Here is a 2,500-nt window from a genome sequence, read left to right on the forward strand (position 1 = left end):
GGTTGCGGGGGCAGGATTTGAACCTGCGGCCTTCAGGTTATGAGCCTGACGAGCTACCGGGCTGCTCCACCCCGCGGTGGTGTTTGGTTGATGTTGGGGATTTGTTGTGGTGTGTTGGGTAGGCTGGGGGACCTGGCGGCGACCGACTTTTCCGCACCTTAAGGTGCAGTATCATAGGCGCTGAGGGATTTCACGGCCGAGTTCGGGATGGGATCGGGTGTAGGGCCCTCGCAATGGCCACCAGGTCTTCCAGCCCACCCTGTCTTTTGAGAGAGGGTGGTGGTTGGTGCGTTGTGAAGTGTGTGGCTGATTTCTGTGCATGTGTTTGTTGTGAGAAGTATGAGCGATTAGGACCGGTTAGCTGCATGCATTACTGCACTTTCACACCCGGCCTATCAACGTGATGGTCTGTCACGGCTCTATGAGACCTCGTTTTGAGGTGGGTTTCCCGCTTAGATGCTTTCAGCGGTTATCCCGTCCATACTTAGCTACCCGGCTGTGCCACTGGCGTGACAACCGGTGCACCAGAGGTATGTTCATCCCGGTCCTCTCGTACTAGGGACAAATCCTCTCAAGTCTCTTACACCCACGGCAGATAGGGACCGAACTGTCTCACGACGTTCTAAACCCAGCTCACGTACCACTTTAATCGGCGAACAGCCGAACCCTTGGGACCTGCTCCAGCCCCAGGATGTGATGAGCCGACATCGAGGTGCCAAACCTCCCCGTCGATGTGGACTCTTGGGGGAGATCAGCCTGTTATCCCTAGAGTACCTTTTATCCGTTGAGCGATGGCCCGTCCACATGGGACCACCGGATCACTATGGCCGACTTTCGTCTCTGATCGAGCTGTCACTCTCACAGTCAGGCGGGCTTATGCCATTGCACTCGACAGCCGGTTTCCGACCGGCCTGAGCCCACCATCGCGCGCCTCCGTTACACTTTGGGAGGCGACCGCCCCAGTCAAACTGCCCACCATGCAGGGTCCCGGACCAGGCTTACTGGTCTCGGTTAGACATCAGAAAAATTCAGGGTCGTATTTCAAGGATGGCTCCACCCAAGCTGGCGCCTGGGTTTCAAAGCCTCCGACCTATCCTACACAGAATGTCTCTGATGCCACTGCAAAGCTGCAGTAAAGGTTCATAGGGTCTTTCCGTCTGACCGCGGGTACCCCGCATCTTCACGGGGAATTCAATTTCGCTGAGTCGATGCTGGAGACAGTGGGGAAGTCGTTACGCCATTCGTGCAGGTCGGAACTTACCCGACAAGGAATTTCGCTACCTTAGGACCGTTATAGTTACGGCCGCCGTTTACCGGGGCTTCAATTCAGTGCTTGCACACCTCCTCTTAACCTTCCGGCACCGGGCAGGCGTCAGGCCCTATACGTCATCTCACGATTTCGCAGAGCCCTGTGTTTTTACTAAACAGTCGCTACCCCCTGGTCTGTGCCACCCGTCCATGGTTGCCCACGAGCGGGTCTCGTTTATCCCGAAGTTACACGAGCAATTTGCCTAGTTCCTTCAGCATCGTTCTCTCAAGCGCCTTGGTATTCTCTACCAGTCCACCTGTGTCGGTTTCGGGTACGGTCTATACGCCAGAGCTATTTCCTGGAATGATTGAAAAGCCTGTTCAATCCGTTAAGGACAGACAACATCTCTCATTCGTCACTTCTGGCAGGCCCAGTAATATTGAACTGGTTCCCATCGACTACGGCTCTCGCCCTCGCCTTAGGGGCCGGCTCACCCTGCGTGGATTAACCTTGCGCAGGAACCCTTGGACTTTCGGCGACAGTGTTTCTCGCACTGTTTGTCGCTACTCATGTCAGCATTCGCACTTCCGATATCTCCAGAGAGGGTCACCCCGTCTCCTTCGCAGACTTACGGAACGCTCCGCTACCGCGCATACATAGTATGCACCCACAGCTTCGGCACGTGGCTTGAGCCCCGTTACATTTTCGGCGCAGGGTTTCTAATAGACCAGTGAGCTATTACGCTTTCTTTAAAGGATGGCTGCTTCTAAGCCAACCTCCTGGTTGTTTTGGAATCCCCACATCCTTTCCCACTTAGCCACGATTTAGGGGCCTTAGCTGGTGGTCTGGGCTGTTTCCCTCTCGACAATGGACCTTAGCACCCACTGTCTGTCTGCCGGGCTATACTCCTGGGTATTCGGAGTTTGGTTAGGTTTGGTAAGGCTTTGGGCCCCCCTAGCCCATCCAGTGCTCTACCCCCCAGGGTAAACACCCGACGATCTACCTCAATAGATTTCGCGGAGAACCAGCTATCTCCGAGTTTGATTGGCCTTTCACCCCTAGCCACAGCTCATCCCCGACTTTTTCAACAGGCGTGGGTTCGGCCCTCCAGTGCGTGTTACCGCACCTTCAGCCTGGCCATGGCTAGATCACTCGGTTTCGGGTCTTCTGCCAGCAACTCATTCGCCCTATTCAGACTCGCTTTCGCTACGCCTACACCTAACGGCTTAAGCTCGCTGCAAACAGAAACTC

Annotated in this window: 1 tRNA gene and 2 rRNA genes (1 of these 3 cut by a window edge); all 3 read right to left on the bottom strand. The window is 55.2% G+C overall.

Annotated elements, in window-relative coordinates:
- Window positions 1–2: 2 nt before the first annotated feature.
- Window positions 3–76: transfer RNA gene (locus tag GOX01_RS12095), tRNA-Met, on the bottom strand.
- 54 nt (window positions 77–130) lie between these two features.
- Window positions 131–245, bottom strand: a 5S ribosomal RNA gene (gene rrf / locus GOX01_RS12100).
- A gap of 82 nt (window positions 246–327) precedes the next feature.
- A 23S ribosomal RNA gene (locus tag GOX01_RS12105) occupies window positions 328–2,500 on the bottom strand (it continues 563 nt past the right edge of the window).

Source organism: Gluconobacter oxydans, from assembly GCF_006539685.1.
In the GTDB taxonomy this organism is placed as follows: Bacteria; Pseudomonadota; Alphaproteobacteria; order Acetobacterales; family Acetobacteraceae; genus Gluconobacter; species Gluconobacter oxydans.